Raw genomic sequence first — 13,943 nt, forward strand, 5'->3', positions numbered from 1 at the left:
CATCGTTTTTGGGGAAGATGCGCAAGAAGGGCGACCTGCCGCAGAAAATCTGCGCGTCTTGCGGTCTGCCCTTCGCCTGGCGCAAGAAGTGGGAACGGGACTGGGACAGCGTGAAATACTGTTCCGATCGATGCCGTCGCACAAAAGCTGGTGAACCGGGGGCGGGTGACGCGGGATGAAGGTCGATTTCTGGCAATTGTCGCGCGATCCGGCCGAAAAAGTTGTGCCGATGATCGCCGCGCGCGTGCTCGATGAGGGCGAACGCCTGCTAGTGGTATCGGCCGACGAGGCTCAGCGAAAGGCCATTTCCAAGGCATTGTGGGATGCCGATGCGGGGAAGTTCCTAGCCAATGGCAATGCCGATGACCCCCACGCTGCACGCCAGCCGATTCTGCTGTCCGACCGCTGCGAGGGAGCGAACGGGGCCACCCATGTGATCTTCGCCGATGGAAAGTGGCAGGAGCCGCAAGGGTTTGCGCGGGCCTTCCTGCTGTTCGACGAAGCCACGCTGGAGGCGGCCCGCGGCGTCTGGCGGACGCTTGACGGGACGGAAGGGCTCGAACGTTCGTTCTTCCGCCAGGACGCCGGCAAGTGGACCCGCATCGCCTGACCCCCTTGCGCTTCGCTCCCAGGGAGCGAATGATGGAGGTGCAAATGGGGAGGAACACCATGCAACAGCGACTGGCGCTAGCCGCCGCGGTCCTGGCACTGTCAGCTTGCGGTTCGGAAAGATCCGGTACCTTCGAAACCGAAGACGGCGGCGATGGAGTCTATTCAATCGATCCAGCCACGGGCGAGAGTTCTGCCAAGATCACCACTGACGAGGGAACCGCGAGTTTTCGTAGCGGCGCCAATGTGAAGGCGGACCTGCCCGCCGGGTGGTCAATCTATCCCGGTGCCGAAGTCATCTCGGCCACCAATATTGACGGTGTCGAAGGCAAGGGCACCATGGTCACGATGGAAAGCGATGATTCAGTTGATGACCTGATCGCCCATTACCGCAGTCAGGCGCAAAAGGCTGGCCTCGAGATCAAGATGGAAATGACCGTCGACAAGGGCCGGATTATCGCTGGAACTTCCAGGGATGGCCGGCAATTTTCGCTCAACGTCACCACCGATACCGAATCCGGCAAGGCGCAGGCGCAATTGATGGTCGCAAGCAACCTGGGTGGCTAGTCGGCGGGGTGTCCGCCCCGAGGGTGCGAGATAACTGGCGGCTTGCCGGGTGCGCCGGGTGCCGCTAAGGGCGCGCGCAACTCTATTGCCCCCCAAATCTTGCACGAAGGATACACCCATGGCGGTTACCCGCACCTTTTCGATCATCAAGCCCGACGCTACCCGCCGCAACCTGACTGGCGCGGTCACCAAGATGCTGGAAGACGCCGGTCTGCGCGTTGTCGCTTCCAAGCGCATCCACATGACCCGCGAACAGGCCGAAGGCTTCTACGCGGTCCACAAGGAACGGCCCTTCTTCGGTGAACTGGTCGATTTCATGATCAGCGGCCCGGTTGTCGTCCAGGTCCTTGAAGGTGAAGACGCCGTAAAGCGAAATCGTGACATCATGGGCGCCACCAATCCGGCCGACGCAGCCGAAGGCACGATCCGCAAGGCCCACGCCGAATCGATCGAAGCCAACACCGTCCACGGTTCGGACAGCGAAGAGAACGCCAGGATCGAGATCGACTTCTTCTTCAACGAAGACGAAATCGTCGGCTAAGCAGCGCCGACCTGCAAGTCAGAAAAACCCGCCTGAGCGATCCGGCGGGTTTTTCTTTGTCTGGAGACGGTCCGTGGGCTGCCCGTCAGCTCTTGGCATACCCAGTGCCCGGTGAAAGCGTCGTCAGGTGGGTGGAAAGCTGACATTGGTTAGGAAGCTCGTCGGGATCTATGCCGAACCTTCCATAAAAGCGCGAGACAGATGCACAGCAGCCCAGCGACGAGAGTGACCTTCGTCTCCCAGAACGCGTGGCCAAAGACCGCTTGGTCAAGCCGCATGGGGGCCGACGCTTTCGAACCGTAGCGTCGCTCGATACGCTCCTGCCGCTGTTCCAGAGGAATGTTAGGGTTCAGTTGGACCATCTTTGCGCCAGTCGGTTGCATCGCAGCCACTATGTCTGGCCAATATCGATCAGTCACCGCAACGAAGATGGTAGTTTGCGACAGAGAACCCCGAGAAATTGTCGGCGCGATCTTTGCTATCGTCCTTGCCAAGTTTGGCTCCGAAAGCGTGGCCAAGGCGACCACGCCGCTAAGTGGTTCGGCCAAGTCGTCCCGAACCCAAGTTTCTGACTCTGCATAATCAGGCTCGTTCGGGGACCGCAGGACGGTCGTGGATGGCGTCACGTCATCGCCGATTAGGCGGGCGACCGCCTCGCGCAGATAAATATGCCAATGCCGTTCGGTGTTCTCTCTGGGCCCCAACAATGGAGCGAGAAAGACTTCCCTGGCGGCGCGAGCCTCAGCAATTCGGGCGGCACGAACAGAACCGGCGACGTCAGCCGCTTTTTTCCAGGCAGCAGAATTGAGAGGTGATACCGAGCCATCAGCGAGGCGGATCGCAAAATCGACGGTCCTAGGTGAAGACGAAAAGTCTTCCGATGGAACGATCACAGGTATTACCACATGCCGGCCATCTTGAGAGAAGCGCGGATCGCCGCGCCAACGTATGGAACTAACGGAATGGGGCAATGCCTCAATGTAATCGGCCGGAACTATATCATCGAGAGCGAGCCTAGCTATACGCTCGCCCTTTGAACCGTAGATCGCCACGACATTTGGTCCATGCCCGACGCCATGCCAGTCGTCGAACGTAACGAGATAGGCTCCGTCGTCCCGAACAATTGCCTCGACCGGTGCGACATCATTCGCCAATGGTGCCTTCCAAGCCACTGCCCAACGCCCACTTAGCTTGCGTTCCAGCGTAGCATTGGCAGCGTTTGAGCCCGATTGCTTTTGGCCCGCTGGTTCGACGCCCTCCACCTTGTCCTCGAAATAAGCCATTTGGCTATCCAGGTCACGTGGCGTGATAATCGCGCGGGCATTACCTTCAGACGACGTGTAGGTTACTACGGTTGGAAGCCCCCAGCTATCCGCGCGCAAGGGGCCTCCAAAAAAGCTGGTCACCAGTAAAAGAACGCCCAGGAGCCGCAGAAAGCTCCACACCGGTAACGTTGATCTCCCTCGCTCACGAGCTGTCATATTGAGCAGATTAGCGACGGCCTTTGTGGCATGCAATATGCGCCGGTGCGGAACGTCGGCAAACGGGTCGTTAGCAGAACGTCTGAATTGCGCGTTCCGGGTCCCGATTCCAGCCAGTCCGCAATCGGCCCAAATCACGCTGGTAGCGCTTGTTCGCAGGTGGACGGAAAGGACAATCCGAACCTGTGTCTTCACGAGTCCGGGGACTTGGGCTCAATCAAGGAGTAAGGACACCAGAATGACGAGGCTGATCTTGTTCAACAAGCCCTTTGAGGTTCTGTCCCAGTTCACCGATCGCGGATCGGAAACGGCTCGTTCTACTCTGTCGGATTTCATCCGTTTGAAAGGTGTATATCCGGCAGGTCGTCTTGATCGAGATAGTGAAGGATTGCTGCTGCTGTGCGACGATGGCCGCCTGCAAGCGCGGATTTCCGATCCACGGTTCAAGATGCCAAAGACCTACCTCGTGCAAGTCGAAGGCGACCCGCAAGAGCAAGATCTCGACCTGCTGAGGGAAGGCGTTCGCCTGAAGGACGGGGTCACCAGACCGGCCGAGGTCGACCGCATTGCAGAGCCTCATCTGTGGCCCCGCAATCCGCCGATACGCCAGCGCAAGACCATCCCGGACAGCTGGTTGAGAATAACCATCCGGGAAGGGCGGAACCGACAAGTGCGCAGGATGACTGCAGCGGTGGGGTATCCCACTTTGAGGCTGGTTCGATGGTCCATAGGCGACTGGACCGTCGAAGGGATCAGCCCAGGGCAATGGCAAGAAGCATCTGTCTAGGTTCGGCGGCCTTACGCCGCTCTACGCAAAGTCACTGATCTTGCAGATCGAATGCGACGCTTCCCTGGTTGATAAGCTCGGCGATCAGATTCAGCGTTGAAACTGAACTGCCGGAGGACACCGTGAGCCGGGCCTCCGCGCAAAGCCTTTCTGCAAATACGGTTTCCTCGTCTGTGCAGGCAAAAGATTCCCCGTCGACGAACAGCAGGATTGTCGATGGTGTTTCGCGGACGAAGGAAAAACGGCTGGCAGGATTGCGGATGAGGGGTACGCCCTCCGCAACGCTCTGCCTGATGTCATCAACGTCTGCCGGAGTTTCCGGTCGCCAATCGATGTCCGGGTTCTTCGGAGTTGTATTGTATCGCCCGAACCACCGCACGAAACTGCTGCGATCAAGCATCTTCTCGGTCACCATGGCGTGCAGCCGTGCGATAGCCTCCGAACCGATTTCGCCTGGATTATCCTGCTCGGTCAGTTGCGGATCGACATATCGATCCTGGTCTTGGAAACTGTCTGCCAGGTCTTCTGCCCAGCTCTCCACCAGCTCGGCGCGCGAAGGCGCGCGGAAGCCGATCGAGTATGTCATGCAATCATCCCCGATCGCGGTGCCCCGATGCGCAATCCGAGGTGGGACATACAGAATATCGCCCGTCTCAAGAATCCACTCATCAGTGGGACGAAAGTCCGCGAGCAATTGCAAGTTGGAGTGCGGCAGCAGCTCACTACTCTCGTCGCATAAGCCGCCCAGTTCCCAGCGGCGCCTGCCAAGGCCTTGCACCAGGAACACGTCATAATGATCGAAATGTGCGCCGACCCCGCCGCCATCCACGGCATAGCTCACCATGACATCGTCGATCCGCCAATTCGGTATGAAACGGAAGCAATCGAGCAGGGCTGCGACAGACGGAACATGATGATCGACCGCCTGGACAAGCAGCGTCCATGGGTCTTTGCCTTGCCGCTCAAAGCGGTCTTCAGGCAAGGGCCCATGCTCCAATTCCCACTCGGGGTCGCTTTGCGTAATCAAGCGAGACTCGACATCGGCCTCGCAAGCCAGGCCCGCCAGCTCGTCGGGATCGACCGGGTTTGACCAGGAATTCCACGGGGACTTGATCAATAGCGGCTTTTTTTGCCAGTATTCTTTTAGGAACGTCGCAGCATCGAAATCTTCCAGATGCATCGATGCGTGTGTCACTTGCGGCTTTTGCGAGCAGCGTAGCGAGCATCGCGGGCAGCTTTCTTTTCCGCCTCGGAGCGTTTCGGCGGGTCGGCTTTAGCGCGTTCCTGCTTGGCCTCCGCCCGCTTCTCCCGCGCGAGGCGCTGCTTTTCCTGCCTTGCTTCACGAGCAGCGGTGCGCTTTTCCTCGGCTTTGGCTTCGCGTTCCACCCGCCGAGCGGCTTTGGCGGCCATTTCGGCTTCGTCAGGCTTGGGCGCTGCCTTCATCCTGTCCAGAGCCTTTTTCTTCGCTTCGGAAGATGCAGCCGCTCTGTCCTGGTGACTTGGTACCTTGTAACCCTTCATCGACATTCACTCCAGTTGGTGCGCGGATAGATGGACAGCGCTTTTGCGTGGCGATTGAAAAACCGGCCATGACCTAGGTATCGAAGTCCGGCGGCAACCAGCGATCCACGCCTCTCAACCGTCCCTCAATCGAGGGTCATCCCTCTGGCCTCGAAAGCGACGATTGGCCAGTCGATTCACAAAATCACTTCGTGATCAGCGTCTCTGAATTCCCGCAATTGGGTCGTTAGCAGGCGTCAAAATTCATCCGCCACATCCTGCAGCTCGGTCAGCCGCTTGGGCGCGACGCTGCGCCAACTCCGTTCTAGCCAGTATTGGACCTGTGACCAATCGCAGTCCGGCCGGTTGAGGATCACGCCGACCCAGCCGCTCGCCCCGTAATAGGCGGGCTTGTAGAAAGCGTGCGGGTCGCGCTCGACCAGTTCGGCCAGCTCGTCCGGTCCGCTGGTCTTGGCAAGCAGCGCGATATGCTGCTCGCCGTGATGCTGGTCGCTGAAATAGGCGAAGTACTTGCCGCTCTTGCCGCCTGTTCGCCAGCCCGGCGCGCCGTGGCTGGGGCGCTCCTCGGTTTCGGGCAGGGCAAGCGCACGCTTGCGAACCTCGCCCAGCAACCAATCGCGGTTGTAGGGACGAGTGATGAAGTCGGCCAGCACGCGCGGATAAAGTTGGTGTTCGGCAATCTTGACCCGGTAGGCGAGCGTTTCGGACGTATCGCCAGGCATGATCGCGACCTTGCACTGTCCTAGCACTTCGCCGCCATCCAGCTCGCCGGTGACCAGGTGGACCGAGGCACCACATTCCGCGTCACCTGCCTCCAGCGCGCGCTCATGCGTGCGCAGTCCCTTGTACTTGGGAAGCAGCGAGGGGTGGATATTGAGCATCTTGCCCCGCCATTGCGCGACCATTTCGTCGGATAGTATCCGCATGTAACCGGCCAAAGCGATGAAATCGGTATTGGCCTGCCGGATCGCTTCGTTCATCGCCGCATCGTGGTCCTCGCGACTCATCCCCTTGTGACTGAGCGCGAAGGTGGGAATGCCCTCCGCTTCGGCCATCGACAGGCCTCGGGCATCGGGATCGTTGCTCGCCACCAGCACGATTTCATAAGGCGCGTCGGGCAGGCGGCTGGCATAAAGTAGCGCGCCCATATTGGTACCCGCGCCCGAGATAAGGACTGCGACCCGGGCGAGGGAGTGGTCAGCCGTGATGGCTCGCCTCCCAATCGGCCATGGCCGACCAGGTTCCGGAGGACCCGCGCACGGTGCAGCCCTTTTCGCCCGCCTCGATCGCACCGATCCGCAGTACCGTCTCGCCAGCCTGTTCGAGCTGCGATGTGACGGTATCGACCTTGTCCGGCGCCACCGCCAGCACCATGCCGACGCCGCAGTTGAAGGTGCGCGCCATTTCGCCCGGCTCGATGCCGCCTTGCGCCTGCAGGAATGCCATCAGCCGTGGCTGCTCCCACCCATCGGCATCGACAACCGCGTGCGCGCCCTGCGGCAATACTCGCGGGATATTCTCGAGCAGGCCGCCGCCGGTAATATGCGCTAGCGCATCGATATTGCCCGAACGCACCACGGGCAGCAGGGGGGCGACATATATGCGAGTCGGTTCGAGCAAATGGTCGATCAACAGGCGATCGGCATCGAACAGCGCGGGACGGTCGAGTTTCCAGCCTTTGTCCGCCGCCAGCCGGCGAACCAGCGAATAGCCGTTTGAATGGACACCGGAGGACGCCAGTCCGAGCAAGACATGGCCTGGGGCTACTCGCTCGCCGGTCAATTGCTCGCCGCGTTCGACCGCGCCGACACAAAAGCCGGCTAGATCATAATCGCCCGAGGCATACATGCCGGGCATTTCTGCCGTTTCCCCGCCGATCAACGCGCAGCCGGCCTGTTTGCAGCCATCTGCGATCCCGGCGATTACCCGTTCCGCGACGCCGTTCTCCAACTTGCCGGTAGCAAAATAATCGAGGAAAAACAGCGGCTCTGCACCCTGCACGATCAAGTCGTTGACGCACATGGCGACCAGGTCCACGCCTACTCCGTCATGCCGGTCGTGGCCGATGGCGAGCTTGAGCTTGGTGCCGACACCGTCATTGCCAGCCACCAGCAGCGGATCCTTGTAACCGGCGGCGCGGGGATCGAAGAAGCCCCCGAATCCTCCGATTTCACCATCCGCCCCAGGGCGCATGGTGGCCTTTACCAGCGGTCCGATCGCCTTCACCAGCGCGTTACCGGCGTCGATCGACACCCCGGCATCGGCATAGGTATACCCTGTTTTTCCAGAACTATCCGCAGACATGGACCCGCCTTTACTCTTTCGCGCTTGGAATCACACGGGGGTTTAGGCAAAAGGCGCTTGGTTTTCCCCGATGGCACTGATCGCAACCCTTCCACGCACCCTGCCGCACGCACTGTTCGCGGGCTCTCGTCCTGCGACCATCGTGTTGCTGGCCATGCTTGCTACGCTCGGCATCGGACTGGGCTTCGCCACCGCGCAGGTCGATGGCGACCGCGGCATACCGGTGGTCACCGCTTCGAGCGATATTGACGTTTCCGGGGTCGAGGTGGACGTCACCGCAGCGACCGATTCCGAAGCGCGTCTCAAGGGGTGGAGCGAGGCGTTGCGCAAGGCCTGGGCCCGGCTGGACGGTCCGAGTATGCCCGACAGCCAGTTGCAATCGCTGGTTTCGGCAGTGGTCATCGAAAACGAGAATATCGGGGCCGGACGCTATATCGCCACGCTGGGCGTAATCTTCGATCGCCAGCGCGCCAGCCGGTATCTGGGCAGCGGGGGCCAGCAGGCACGCTCGGCCCCGATGTTGACGATCCCGGTCACCATCACCGGCGGCACGGCGATGGTCTATGAACAGCGCAATGCGTGGCAGCAGGCCTGGGCGGAATACCAGTCAGGCTCAAGCCGCATCGATTATGTCCGCCCCTCGGGTGCGGGCAGCGATTCGTTGCTGGTCACCTATGGCCAGATCTCGCGCCGCAGCCGGGCATGGTGGAACACCTTGCTTGACCAGTTTGGTGCCGCCGATGTTCTCGTCCCCATCGCCAAGCTCGATTACCAATATCCTGGTGGCCCGGTCACCGGCACATTCGTTGCCCGCTATGGTCCGGACAACACTTATCTCGGCAGTTTCCGGCTGCGGGTTGATTCGCCAGACGGTATCCCGAAAATGTTCGGGCAAGCGGTGAAGCGCTTCGACGAGGTGTTCGAAAAGGCCCTGTCGGACGGCAAGCTGCGCCCCGATCCAACCCTCAACCAGCGTGATGGAGCCATCGATCCCATGCTGCAGCGCTTGATCGAGGCTGGTCGCGCCGCAGTTGCGCGCGACGAGGCGCGGGCCGCCGCCAATTCGCGCAGCGACAGCGAAGCGGGCAGTTCGACGACTACACCGACGCCCGAACCGACGACCAGCCAACCGACGACTGCTGGCAACTTCGTGGTCCAATTCGTGACCCCGGATGCCGGCGCTTTCGACGCAACGCTATCGGGCGTCCGCGCAACTCCCGGCGTGCGCGCCGTGGCCACCAGCAGCGTCGGCATCGGCGGGACTTCGGTGATGCAGGTCAGCTATTCCGGTACGCTCGAGCAATTGGCGGGCGCTCTGAGGGCGCGCGGTTTCACCGTGACGCAGGGCAGCAACGCGCTCCGCATCAGCCGCTAGGACGCAGGCGATGGCCCGCCCTTCCCAGATCGCCTTGCCGCTGGAACGTGGACTGCCGGCCGATCCTTCCTCAATCGTGGTCGGCAATGCCAATGCCCGCCTGATCGAATCATTGTCGGAGCCAGCCGCCTGGCCATTTGGCACCGCCGTCCTGATGGGGCCGCCGCGGTCGGGCAAATCGCTGCTTGGCCGATGGCTCGCCGGAACTGGCAAGGCGAGCGTGATCGACGGCGCCGACGCGCATGATGAAACCGAACTTTTCCACCGTTGGAACCGGGCGCAGGAAAGCGGAGAAAAGCTACTGCTGATTGCGGACGGGGAAGGGTGGGATCTTGCGCTTCCGGACCTTGCTTCGCGGCTCGGGGCGGCCTTGCACCTGCAAATCGGTTCGCCCGACGATGCCATGGTCGGGCAACTCATCCTCAGCCATGCCTCCCGCCGCGGTCTTGTTCTGGGCGAAGATGCACTTACCTATCTCGTTCCGCGCAGCTCGCGCAGCTTTGTCGAAATCGAGAAACTGGTCGAGAACATTGACCGGCTGAGCCTCGAACGCAAAGTCGCACCGACGCTGGGAATTTGGCGCGACGCGCTCGAAGCTGTACAAGGTCCGGAGCAGGCACGCTTGCTATAGGGCCGCAAAAGTGGGAGAATCCCGCCATATGTTCAAGGGTCTTGCCAGTTACCTGGACTCTATCCACCAACGCGATCCCGCGCCGCGGACCCGTTGGGAGATCCTGCTTTACCCAGGCGTCCTGGCGGTTGGCATGCATCGCCTGGCGCATTGGCTGTTCGAAGCGCGGATGTATTTCCTCGCTCGCTTCGTGAACCATCTCAGCCGGTTCTTGACCGCGATCGACATCCATCCGGGCGCGAAGATCGGCAAAAACTTCTTTATCGACCACGGTTTTACCGTCATCGGCGAAACGGCGGAAATCGGCGATAATGTGACCATTTATCAATGCGTAACGCTGGGCGGGACCAATCCTGCTAACGGTATCGGAGGCAAGCGCCATCCGACCGTCGGGGACAATGTGATTATCGGCTCGGGTGCGCAGGTTATCGGTCCAATCACCATCGGCACCCGCGCGCGGATCGGCGCCAATGCGGTCGTTACCGACGACGTGCCCGAGGGCGCGACGATGATCGGCCTCAAAGCCCGCTCGACATTGGTCCCGGCAGAGGACTGGCTGCGCGAATTCATCCCCTATGGTACCCCGTGTGACGAGCCGTGCGAGGAACTGGTCACTGATGGTACCCGGCGGGTGGTAGCGCTGGAGGCGGAACTGGCCAGCCTGCGGGAAGAGGTCGAGGCGCTCAAGGAAGCGCGCCAGGAGCCTGCCTCGCGCCGCAGCGGGACCGATAGCTGATGACGCCACTGCCAGGCGATAAGATTGTCGCCTTTCCCGGCCGTAGGCCCAGCCAAATCGGTTTCGCGCGGGACGAGTTGCAACGCATCCTCGATCTTTACGGCCGCATGGTCGCAGCCGGCGAATGGCGCGACTACGCGATGGATTTCACCCGTGACGTGGCGATTTTCGATGCCTTTCGTCGCGCCGCCGAACGCCCTCACGCCCGACTAGAAAAGCGCCCCGCGTTGCGTAATCGGCAGGGCATGTGGACACTGTTCGGCGAACACGGGCAGGTGCTTAAACGCGGGCATGAATTGGCCGGTGTATTGGCGCCGATGGAACGGCGCCTGCTCAAGAGCGTCGAGCGCTAGGTCGCGACAGTTTCGGCCGGGAAGCTGACCGCCGCAACTGGCAGCCTTTCCTGCAGGCCAGCCGGCAGGTTCTGCACCAGCCGCGAACGGATCGGGCTCCAGAAGGCGCTGAGCGAGAGCAGTGCCGAACCGATGACCAGTGCGGTCAGCGCGAAGTTTAGTTCCACAGCGCCGAATTCGTCAAACAGGAAGGTCAGCGCCGCCAGCACGTAGGCCAGCGCCGAAACCAGCAATGCGCGGCGGTCGATCGCCAACGCGACGAGGCCGAACAGTACATAGACCGCCAGCACGCCGAACGCGCCCCCGATGCCGATCGATCCGCCATCGGTCACGCCGAGCGTGTGGAATATCGGATGCGCGATCATCGGTGCGGCCAACAGGTGCAGCCAGAAAGCGACATCGGCCCGCCGCGTGTTGCGTTCGCGGTCGCTCATGTCCCAACGCATTGCCCAGGCGAAAATGGCGAGCCCGGCAGCGAACACCAGGATCATCAGGATGGCGGCACTATTGTCGAACCGTTCCGGCCCGACGGCGGCAAACACCAGCGCTATCAGGGTCACGGCAACCGCCGCGGCTCCTGCAGCTACAGTGATCGGCACCATAAAGCGCTTGTAATGCAACCAGGCGCCCGCGGCGGCCACGAGGCCCGACACGGCGACCAGTACCGCCCCGACGCGGCCCATCTCGCCATCGGCGGACATGAGGGCCAGCGAGAGGCCGAAACTGGCAGCGAAAACACCCCCGACGAAAGCCACCAGCAGCAGAATGCTGGGCAAAGCCATGCGCCTCTTGCGGGTGAAGAACTCGGCCAGCATCCAGGCGGTGATGGATACCGCCAGTCCGGCCAGTGCCATTTGTACGCCATTGCGCAGCATGCTGGCAGATTGCCAGGCTTGCCGTTCGGCTTCGCCTGCAGTGTCCCAGTTGGGAAGCACAGCCTGTGCGATCAATCCGCCACCAATAGCCTGCCCGATAGCGCCCGCTGCCAGCAGCATGATGACCACGCCGATGGCGACGAAGATGTCGTTGAAGCTGTTGACGAGGCGGAAATGCTCTTCGTCGGTAACGGGCCGTTCACGGATTGTGACAACGTGGGCGCGCAGCGCGTTGGCCGCATCCTGGCTCAGCGCACCAGCGGCGACTGCCGAATTGATTTCTTCCTGAGAATACACCGGGTTTTCCCTCTCATTTAGGGTCGGGAATAAGCCCGGTGTATTACACTGTCAATACAGCGGCGGGGTTATCCCCGCGTGCTGTCCGGCCCGCTACCAACCACTTTCTGCATAGCGGTCAGGATTGCACCCGATTGCTCGTTGCCGCTCTGCGGCGCCTTGAGGTTGGAGAAATCGCTGATCTTGTCCCAATTGGCAGCGAAACCTTCGACCGTGCGTTCACCCTCGGGCAGCCAGACGGCATCGTTCATAACGGTCCAGGCCGAGTGATAACCACCCCCGCCAGCGCCTACGATGGCATTGGTCGGCGCATCTTCGCTGACCAGGAACAGTGCGGCCGGGACCACATTGACCGGATCGAACAGCTTGAACGCTTCTTCGGGGAACAGGTCCTCGGTCATGCGCGTACCGGCGACCGGGCTGAGCGTGTTGACCTTGATGTTGTACTTCGCGCCTTCGAGCTGGAGCGTCTTGGTCAGGCCAGCCAGGCCCAGCTTGGCGGCGCCGTAATTGGCCTGGCCGAAATTGCCGAACAGCCCGGTCGAGCTGGCCGTCATCAGGACGCGGCCATAGGCCTGCTCGCGGAAGGTCTCCCAAGCTGCCTTGGTCACCATGGCCGAACCGGTCAGGTGGACCTTGAGCACGAATTCGAAATCCTCCGGGCTCATCTTGGCAAAGGTCTTGTCCCGCAGCACGCCGGCATTGTTGATGAGGATGTGAACGCCGCCCCACTTCTGCTTGGCGTCGGCGACCATCTTTTCCATCTGGTCGAATTCGGTAACCGAGCCGCCGTTCGACATGGCTTCGCCGCCCATCTTCTCGATTTCCTCGACCACCTGCAGAGCCATGTCGGAATGGCCGGTGCCGTCACGGGCTCCGCCCAGATCGTTGACCACGACCTTGGCACCGCGACGAGCCAGTTCGAGCGCGTATTCGCGCCCCAGACCGCCGCCGGCACCGGTGACGATGGCGACCTTATCCTTGAAATCGATGCTCATGGGGGTGTCCTCCTGCAATGCAGCCTGCTGCACGTGTGATGTGGGTCCGACGGGCTTTACGTTCCCGTCAACGTGGGGCGGGGGTGGCACTTTCGCTGCTGCGTTGCAACATGCAATTCGGCGAGACCGCATGCCGTAGGGGCAGGGCGCAACTGCGCTGTTACATTCGTTCGAGAGTGGGCAACAATTGGTCGAATCGCTCGATCACCGCGTCACCTGCGAGTTCGGCAACGGGCTTGTCGCAATAACCATAGGCGGCGACAACCACCGGCACCTGTGCTGCCCGGGCTGCAGCCACATCGTAGCTCGAATCGCCGACAAAGACGAAGCGTCCCTCGCCACATAGCCGCCGCGCTTCCAGCACCGGTGCGGGATGCGGCTTGGCCAGGTGCTTGCCGTCGGCGTCGCGGCCCATGCTGTCGCCGCCGATGATTGCGACAAAGCGGTCGGCCAGGCCCAGAGTTTCGAGAATTGCGGTGGCGAACCCGGCAAACTTGTTGGTCACTACCGCCATCTTCACCCCTTTGTCTTCGAGGTTATCGAGCACCTCGGCCACGCCGGGATAGGGCCGGGTGAGCACGGCGTTGTTGTCGGCGTAGAACCGTAGCATCTTCTTGTAGAGTGTATGGAACTCGTCCTCCGGCATACCGCCCTGCTGATCTACCGCGCGCGCCAGCATGATCTTGGCACCTCCGCCGATAAGATCCTTCGAACTGTCAACCGGGACCGGGTCGAAGCCACCAAGCTCCAGCGCGTGGTTTACCGCCGCACCCAGGTCGCGGAAGGTGTCGAGCAGGGTTCCGTCGAGGTCGAAACCCACGGCGTCGAAGGGAAGGTTGGCCATCACCGGGCGATGCCTGTCTGCTCT

At 61.4% G+C, this 13,943-nt stretch carries 17 protein-coding genes; 9 read left to right on the top strand and 8 right to left on the bottom strand.

Annotated elements, in window-relative coordinates; all coding sequences use genetic code 11:
* The first annotated feature begins 17 nt into the window (after window positions 1–17).
* The 4 genes from ACXYL9_RS05260 (at window position 18) to ndk (ending at window position 1,717) form a co-directional block, all read left to right on the top strand.
* Window positions 18–179, top strand: a complete 162-nt coding sequence (locus ACXYL9_RS05260) for a DUF2256 domain-containing protein (RefSeq protein WP_459038533.1) — start codon at window positions 18–20, stop codon at window positions 177–179.
* Window positions 176–610 (top strand): DNA polymerase III subunit chi, encoded by a 435-nt coding sequence (locus ACXYL9_RS05265; RefSeq protein WP_459038534.1) that lies wholly within the window; start codon window positions 176–178, stop codon window positions 608–610. The genes ACXYL9_RS05260 and ACXYL9_RS05265 overlap by 4 nt, the downstream gene beginning before the upstream one ends.
* A 59-nt stretch (window positions 611–669) precedes the next feature.
* Window positions 670–1,176, top strand: a complete 507-nt coding sequence (locus ACXYL9_RS05270) for a hypothetical protein (RefSeq protein WP_459038535.1) — start codon at window positions 670–672, stop codon at window positions 1,174–1,176.
* Window positions 1,177–1,294: 118 nt separating this feature from the next.
* Entirely contained in the window at window positions 1,295–1,717 is a 423-nt protein-coding gene (gene ndk / locus ACXYL9_RS05275; protein ID WP_459038536.1) for a nucleoside-diphosphate kinase, read from the top strand.
* A 149-nt stretch (window positions 1,718–1,866) separates the two neighbouring features.
* Here ndk and ACXYL9_RS05280 read toward each other — a convergent pair whose 3' ends face one another.
* Window positions 1,867–3,198, bottom strand: a complete 1,332-nt coding sequence (locus ACXYL9_RS05280; protein WP_459038537.1) for a hypothetical protein — start codon at window positions 3,196–3,198, stop codon at window positions 1,867–1,869.
* Between the two features lie 238 nt (window positions 3,199–3,436).
* Here ACXYL9_RS05280 and ACXYL9_RS05285 point away from each other — a divergent pair, with 238 nt between their 5' ends.
* Entirely contained in the window at window positions 3,437–3,985 is a 549-nt protein-coding gene (locus ACXYL9_RS05285; protein WP_459038538.1) for a pseudouridine synthase, read from the top strand.
* Between the two features lie 31 nt (window positions 3,986–4,016).
* On the opposite strand, the gene ACXYL9_RS05290 is transcribed toward ACXYL9_RS05285, so the two are convergent.
* From ACXYL9_RS05290 to purM, 4 genes are all read right to left on the bottom strand, one after another.
* Window positions 4,017–5,165, bottom strand: coding sequence for a JmjC domain-containing protein (locus ACXYL9_RS05290; protein ID WP_459038539.1), 1,149 nt, complete (start codon window positions 5,163–5,165; stop codon window positions 4,017–4,019).
* Window positions 5,166–5,176: 11 nt separating this feature from the next.
* Complete coding sequence (locus tag ACXYL9_RS05295; RefSeq protein ID WP_459038540.1) at window positions 5,177–5,506, bottom strand: DUF6481 family protein; 330 nt, start codon at window positions 5,504–5,506, stop codon at window positions 5,177–5,179.
* Window positions 5,507–5,742: 236 nt separating this feature from the next.
* Complete coding sequence (gene purN / locus ACXYL9_RS05300; protein ID WP_459039863.1) at window positions 5,743–6,714, bottom strand: phosphoribosylglycinamide formyltransferase; 972 nt, start codon at window positions 6,712–6,714, stop codon at window positions 5,743–5,745.
* Window positions 6,704–7,810, bottom strand: a complete 1,107-nt coding sequence (purM, locus tag ACXYL9_RS05305; protein ID WP_459038541.1) for a phosphoribosylformylglycinamidine cyclo-ligase — start codon at window positions 7,808–7,810, stop codon at window positions 6,704–6,706. The genes purN and purM overlap by 11 nt, the downstream gene beginning before the upstream one ends.
* A 70-nt stretch (window positions 7,811–7,880) precedes the next feature.
* Here purM and ACXYL9_RS05310 point away from each other — a divergent pair, with 70 nt between their 5' ends.
* From ACXYL9_RS05310 to ACXYL9_RS05325, 4 genes are read left to right on the top strand one after another with little or no spacing between them, the layout of a single operon-like run.
* Entirely contained in the window at window positions 7,881–9,185 is a 1,305-nt protein-coding gene (locus ACXYL9_RS05310; RefSeq protein WP_459038542.1) for a heavy-metal-associated domain-containing protein, read from the top strand.
* Between the two features lie 10 nt (window positions 9,186–9,195).
* A complete protein-coding gene (locus ACXYL9_RS05315) occupies window positions 9,196–9,816 on the top strand; it encodes a P-loop NTPase family protein (protein WP_459038543.1) in 621 nt (206 codons plus the stop codon).
* Window positions 9,817–9,844: 28 nt separating this feature from the next.
* The gene (epsC, locus tag ACXYL9_RS05320) at window positions 9,845–10,552 is read left to right on the top strand and encodes a serine O-acetyltransferase EpsC (RefSeq protein WP_459038544.1); all 708 of its coding nucleotides are present in this window, start codon (window positions 9,845–9,847) and stop codon (window positions 10,550–10,552) included.
* Window positions 10,552–10,905, top strand: a complete 354-nt coding sequence (locus ACXYL9_RS05325; protein ID WP_459038545.1) for a DUF2794 domain-containing protein — start codon at window positions 10,552–10,554, stop codon at window positions 10,903–10,905. The genes epsC and ACXYL9_RS05325 overlap by 1 nt, the downstream gene beginning before the upstream one ends.
* Here ACXYL9_RS05325 and ACXYL9_RS05330 read toward each other — a convergent pair.
* From ACXYL9_RS05330 to ACXYL9_RS05340, 3 genes are all read right to left on the bottom strand, one after another.
* Window positions 10,902–12,077 (bottom strand): hypothetical protein, encoded by a 1,176-nt coding sequence (locus ACXYL9_RS05330; RefSeq protein WP_459038546.1) that lies wholly within the window; start codon window positions 12,075–12,077, stop codon window positions 10,902–10,904. The genes ACXYL9_RS05325 and ACXYL9_RS05330 overlap by 4 nt on opposite strands.
* Before the next feature lie 68 nt (window positions 12,078–12,145).
* The gene (locus tag ACXYL9_RS05335; RefSeq protein WP_459038547.1) at window positions 12,146–13,075 is read right to left on the bottom strand and encodes an SDR family NAD(P)-dependent oxidoreductase; all 930 of its coding nucleotides are present in this window, start codon (window positions 13,073–13,075) and stop codon (window positions 12,146–12,148) included.
* Window positions 13,076–13,235: 160 nt separating this feature from the next.
* Complete coding sequence (locus ACXYL9_RS05340) at window positions 13,236–13,919, bottom strand: HAD-IA family hydrolase (protein ID WP_459038548.1); 684 nt, start codon at window positions 13,917–13,919, stop codon at window positions 13,236–13,238.
* Window positions 13,920–13,943: the final 24 nt, after the last annotated feature.

It is taken from the genome of Qipengyuania sp. CAU 1752 (assembly GCF_054482615.1).

Excerpts from the sequence above, each read along its gene's own strand:
- ACXYL9_RS05260 (WP_459038533.1), top strand. The coding sequence starts at position 18 with ATGCGCAAGAAGGGCGACCTGCCGCAGAAAATCTGCGCGTCTTGCGGT.
- ACXYL9_RS05265 (WP_459038534.1), top strand. The coding sequence starts at position 176 with ATGAAGGTCGATTTCTGGCAATTGTCGCGCGATCCGGCCGAAAAAGTT.
- ACXYL9_RS05270 (WP_459038535.1), top strand. The coding sequence starts at position 670 with ATGCAACAGCGACTGGCGCTAGCCGCCGCGGTCCTGGCACTGTCAGCT.
- ndk (WP_459038536.1), top strand. The coding sequence starts at position 1,295 with ATGGCGGTTACCCGCACCTTTTCGATCATCAAGCCCGACGCTACCCGC.
- ACXYL9_RS05280 (WP_459038537.1), bottom strand. The coding sequence starts at position 3,198 with ATGACAGCTCGTGAGCGAGGGAGATCAACGTTACCGGTGTGGAGCTTT.
- ACXYL9_RS05285 (WP_459038538.1), top strand. The coding sequence starts at position 3,437 with ATGACGAGGCTGATCTTGTTCAACAAGCCCTTTGAGGTTCTGTCCCAG.
- ACXYL9_RS05290 (WP_459038539.1), bottom strand. The coding sequence starts at position 5,165 with ATGCATCTGGAAGATTTCGATGCTGCGACGTTCCTAAAAGAATACTGG.
- ACXYL9_RS05295 (WP_459038540.1), bottom strand. The coding sequence starts at position 5,506 with ATGAAGGGTTACAAGGTACCAAGTCACCAGGACAGAGCGGCTGCATCT.
- purM (WP_459038541.1), bottom strand. The coding sequence starts at position 7,810 with ATGTCTGCGGATAGTTCTGGAAAAACAGGGTATACCTATGCCGATGCC.
- ACXYL9_RS05310 (WP_459038542.1), top strand. The coding sequence starts at position 7,881 with ATGGCACTGATCGCAACCCTTCCACGCACCCTGCCGCACGCACTGTTC.
- ACXYL9_RS05315 (WP_459038543.1), top strand. The coding sequence starts at position 9,196 with ATGGCCCGCCCTTCCCAGATCGCCTTGCCGCTGGAACGTGGACTGCCG.
- epsC (WP_459038544.1), top strand. The coding sequence starts at position 9,845 with ATGTTCAAGGGTCTTGCCAGTTACCTGGACTCTATCCACCAACGCGAT.
- ACXYL9_RS05325 (WP_459038545.1), top strand. The coding sequence starts at position 10,552 with ATGACGCCACTGCCAGGCGATAAGATTGTCGCCTTTCCCGGCCGTAGG.
- ACXYL9_RS05335 (WP_459038547.1), bottom strand. The coding sequence starts at position 13,075 with ATGAGCATCGATTTCAAGGATAAGGTCGCCATCGTCACCGGTGCCGGC.
- ACXYL9_RS05340 (WP_459038548.1), bottom strand. The coding sequence starts at position 13,919 with ATGGCCAACCTTCCCTTCGACGCCGTGGGTTTCGACCTCGACGGAACC.